This window comes from Kitasatospora sp. NPDC059088 (assembly GCF_042738155.1).
Lineage (GTDB): Bacteria > Actinomycetota > Actinomycetes > Streptomycetales > Streptomycetaceae > Kitasatospora.
Window position 1 is genome coordinate 1 of record NZ_JBHYGR010000261.1, and the last position, 3,940, is coordinate 3,940.

5 protein-coding genes are annotated in these 3,940 nt (G+C 72.5%); 1 reads left to right on the top strand and 4 read right to left on the bottom strand.

Going from position 1 to position 3,940, the window contains the following annotated elements; translation table 11 throughout:
* The 4 genes from ACFWXO_RS44990 to rimP form a co-directional block, all read right to left on the bottom strand.
* The coding region (locus ACFWXO_RS44990) for a translation initiation factor IF-2 N-terminal domain-containing protein (RefSeq protein WP_380532967.1) at window positions 1–316 on the bottom strand (316 nt) is incomplete at its 3' end.
* Window positions 317–547: 231 nt separating this feature from the next.
* On the bottom strand, window positions 548–841 hold the full coding sequence (locus tag ACFWXO_RS44995; protein WP_188306572.1) for a YlxR family protein: 294 nt from the start codon (window positions 839–841) through the stop codon (window positions 548–550).
* 76 nt (window positions 842–917) lie between these two features.
* Window positions 918–1,919: a transcription termination factor NusA gene (nusA, locus tag ACFWXO_RS45000; protein ID WP_375896999.1), complete on the bottom strand. Its 1,002-nt coding sequence runs from the start codon at window positions 1,917–1,919 to the stop codon at window positions 918–920.
* Window positions 1,920–1,972: 53 nt separating this feature from the next.
* Window positions 1,973–2,512 (bottom strand): ribosome maturation factor RimP, encoded by a 540-nt coding sequence (gene rimP, locus ACFWXO_RS45005; protein ID WP_375897002.1) that lies wholly within the window; start codon window positions 2,510–2,512, stop codon window positions 1,973–1,975.
* 304 nt (window positions 2,513–2,816) lie between these two features.
* Between rimP and ACFWXO_RS45010 the strand changes: the two genes are divergently transcribed.
* Window positions 2,817–3,764 carry a ferritin-like domain-containing protein gene (locus ACFWXO_RS45010; RefSeq protein ID WP_380532971.1) on the top strand — a complete coding sequence of 316 codons (948 nt, stop codon included), beginning with the start codon at window positions 2,817–2,819 and terminating at the stop codon, window positions 3,762–3,764.
* The last annotated feature ends 176 nt before the right edge of the window (window positions 3,765–3,940 follow it).

Consider the following 3,940-nt stretch of genomic DNA (forward strand, 5'->3'; position numbering starts at 1 on the left):
GCGCCGCCGCGGCCGGGGTCGGACGGGGACCAGGGGTCGCGGCAGGCCGCGGACCCGGGGTCGGGGCACCCGGCTTGGGTGCACCCGCGGCACCTGCCGCGGGCTGGGGCGCCGCGGGCTTCCGCGGGCCAGGCTTGGCAGCGCCACCACCAGTGGGGGCCACACCAAGCGCGTCAGTCAGCTTGCGCACGACCGGCGCCTCGATCGTCGAGGACGCCGAACGGACGAACTCACCGAGCTCGGTGAGCTTGGCCATGACGGCCTTGCTCTCCAAGCCAAGCTCCTTGGCGAGTTCATAAACCCGGACCTTAGCCACTTCACTCCTGTCTATGAGTCCGGGGGTCTCGTCCGCCGGACTGTCGCTACTTCATGGGCGTACCCATCGCGTACTCATCGCGTACTCATCGAGTGCTCATCGCAATCTCGACCTACTTCCACATCGCGAGGTACCTGACTGGTGGCACAGCGCGCGGCTGCCCGAGCGCTGTGCTTGTTGCGGTGGTTCTCCGCCGCGATGAGCGGCGGTCGTCACGGGGGGCGGCCCGCCTCAGGAGGCTCCGCCCGCCCGCTCCTCGATGAACCCGCGGAGCCGCTCCGTGTCGAGCGTTCCCTGGAGGCGGAAGGCCCGGGGGAACGCCCGACGGCGGACCGCGAGGTCGAGGCAGGCCGGATCGAGGTGCAGGTGAGCGCCCCGGCCCGGCAGTGCGCCACGGGGGTCAGGGACGCAGACGCCCTCGACCGCCGTGACACGCAACAGCTGGTGCTTGGCCGCTCGCTTGCGGCAGCCCACGCAGGTGCGTTCCGGGCGTGCTCGGACGTGCGTCCGGCCAGACGAAGGCAAGTCTACCCCTCCGAAGCGACATGGCGCCGCCCCATAGATCCCGGAGGACCGGCGGGGACGCCGGGGACAACGCTGACTACCGGTCCGCCGATTCCTCGGCCTGGCCCTCGGTGTCCGGCCGGATGTCGATCCGCCAGCCCGTGAGACGGGCGGCCAGACGGGCGTTCTGCCCCTCCTTGCCGATCGCCAGGGACAGCTGGTAGTCCGGCACGACCACCCGGGCGGAGCGCTGGGCGAGGTCCACGATCTCCACACTGGTCACCCGTGCGGGGGACAGCGCGGAGGCGACCATCTCGCGCGGGTCCTCGGACCAGTCGACGATGTCGATCTTCTCGCCGTGCAGCTCGCCCATCACGGCGCGCACCCGGGAGCCCATCGGACCGATGCAGGCGCCCTTGGCGTTCAGCCCGGCCCGGCGCGACCAGACCGCGATCTTGGTGCGGTGGCCGGCCTCACGGGCGATCGCCGCGATCTCCACGCTGCCGTCCGCGATCTCCGGGACCTCCAGCGCGAACAGCTTCTTCACCAGGCTGGGGTGGGTGCGCGACAGCGTCACCGACGGCCCGCGGACACCGCGGCGCACCGCGACGACGTAGCACTTGAGCCGGGTGCCGTGCCGGTAGTCCTCGCCCGGGACCTGCTCCTGCGGCGGCAGGATGGCCTCCAGCTTGCCGATGTCGACCAGCACGCTCTTCGGGTCGTTGCCCTGCTGGACGACACCGGTGACGATGTCGCCCTCCTTGCCCGCGTACTCACCGAAGGTCTGGTCGTCGGCGGCGTCGCGCAGGCGCTGCATCATCACCTGGATGCCGATGCTGGACGCGATCCGGCCGAAGCCGTTCGGGGTGTCGTCGAACTCCTTCGGCTCGACGCCCTCGTCCAGCTCCGCCGGGTCCTCCATGGCCCACACGGTGACGTGGCCGCTCTTGCGGTCCAGGTTCACCCGGGCGCGACGGCGCGAGCCCTCGGTGCGGTGGTACGCGGTGAGGAGGGCTGACTCGATGGACTCGACCAGCAGGTCGAAGGGGATGTTCTTCTCGTTGACCAGCGTGCGCAGGGCACTCATGTCGATGTCCACGGCTACGCCTCCTCGTCTTTCGTCACGTTCATGATGGTCGTACGGCGGCCGGATCACTCGGCGCCGTCGTCCCCCTCGTCGAAGTCGGCGGCCTCGTCCAGGAGCTGCTCGTCGTCCTTGCGGTTGAACTCGACCTGGACCCGGGCCCGCGCCACCTCGACGTACTCCAGCCGGCGCTCCTTCGGACGGCCGCGCCCCTTCACCGGCTGCACCTCCACCAGCGCGCCGTCCTCGTCCGCCTCCAGCACCCGGGCGACCAGTTCCCCGCCGTCGACCAGGTGGACCTTGGCGAGCCGCCCCTCCGCACGCTGCCAGTGCCGGGGCAGTTCGAGCGGGCGCTCCGCGCCCGGCGAACCGACCTCCAACAGGTAGGGCTCGTCCCCCATGACGTCCGAGGCGTCCAGGGCCTCGCCGACCACCCGGCTGAACTCGGCGATCGCGTCCATGTCCACGCCGCCGTCGGTGTCGACGTCGATCTGCACCTGCCGACGGCTGCCCGCCTTGGTGACCTTGACGTCCTCCAGGTCCAGTCCGGCCTGGACGGCCAGCGGCTCCAGCAACGCGCGCAGCCGGTCGGTGTGGGTGGTGCTCATCCGGGTGGACTCCTCGGCCGCGTCTGCTGTTGTCAGAGGTCGCCCCGTGCCCTCCGCGCCCCGCGGGACGCGCACCGGGTCACGGCAGCTCGGCCCAAAGCCTAGCCGGTGAAGCCGCGAACCACCGATTCCGGACCTCCCCCGACCGGTCGCACGCCACCCACTGCGAGCAAGCTCACACCACCCCGCCCACCGCACCGAACCCCCCGACACCACCCGCAATCGTGGGGGTTCTGCGAAGATTCAGCCCAACGAGGGCAGGCAGGGGAGGCCGCCCTCCCGTACCCGCTCCGGAGTGACCCCGATGCAGCCGCCCAGCCGACGGACCTTCCTGGCCCTCGGACTGATCACCCTGACCGCCGCCTGCACCACCGGCACCGACGGAGCCACACCCCCCGACCCCAAGGCCTCCGGCCCGGACACCGACCACCCCGTCCGCCTCCGCGCCGTCGCCGCCACCGACACCCTGCTGGCCGCCTACGACGCCCTCCTCACCACCCCCGGCGACCGCACCCCCCTGCTGCAGACCCTCCGCGCCGAGACCGTCCAACACCGCGCCGCCCTCGCCCAAGGCCTGCCGACCAGCTCCACACCCCCGGCCACGCCCACCCCCAGCAGCACCACCACCCCGGCCACCCTGGCCGCCCTGGAACACCGAACCGCCCAGTCCCACCTCGCCGACCTCTCCGCCGCCCGCCCGCCCCTCGCCCGCCTGCTCGCCTCGGTGTCCGCCGCCAACACCCTGCACGCCACAGCCCTGGGCGCCCCCGTCGAACAACCCACCCCGAGCCCCACCCCCGGGACAACCACCCCCGGAACGCCCCTCCCCGCCCTCCAGAAGGCCCTGAGCGCCGAACACGCCGCCGTCTACGGCTACGGAGTCGTCGGCGCCCACCTCCCCGACGACCAGCAACGCACCGACGCCCGCACCGCCTACGCCGCCCACCAGTCCCAGCGCGACGCCTGGCAACGCCTCGTCACCACCCTCGGCGCCACCCCCACCCCCGCCGCCGGCGGCTACCGCCTCCCCTTCCCCGTCACCGACCCCACCACCGCCACCAACCTCGCCGCCCACCTGGAAACCAGCCTCACCACCGTCTACGCCGACCTGGTCGCCGACCTCCCCGCCCCCCACCGCCCCACCGCAGCCAGCGCCCTCCGCGACTGCACCCTCCGCGCCCACCGCTGGGGCGCCCCCGACACCCCCTTCCCCGGCATCCCCACCCCCCTCCCCACCCCCACCCAGTCCTGACCCGCACCACCCCCACCCGCCTCCCCACCCCCCACCACCCGCCCAAGGCGAGAGGGACGCGCTGCGGGAGGGGGCGGTGGAGGGGGTGGGTGCGGAGAGCGGCGTAACGGGTGATTTTCAGACTGCCAACGGTCTGCACACCCCACCCACAGAGTCGGCAGTCGGAAAATCACCCA

What these genes read in the sequence shown, in the direction of transcription:
- rimP (WP_375897002.1), bottom strand. Translation starts at nt 2,512, where the DNA reads ATGAGCACCACCCACACCGACCGGCTGCGCGCGTTGCTGGAGCCGCTG.
- ACFWXO_RS45010 (WP_380532971.1), top strand. Translation starts at nt 2,817, where the DNA reads ATGCAGCCGCCCAGCCGACGGACCTTCCTGGCCCTCGGACTGATCACC.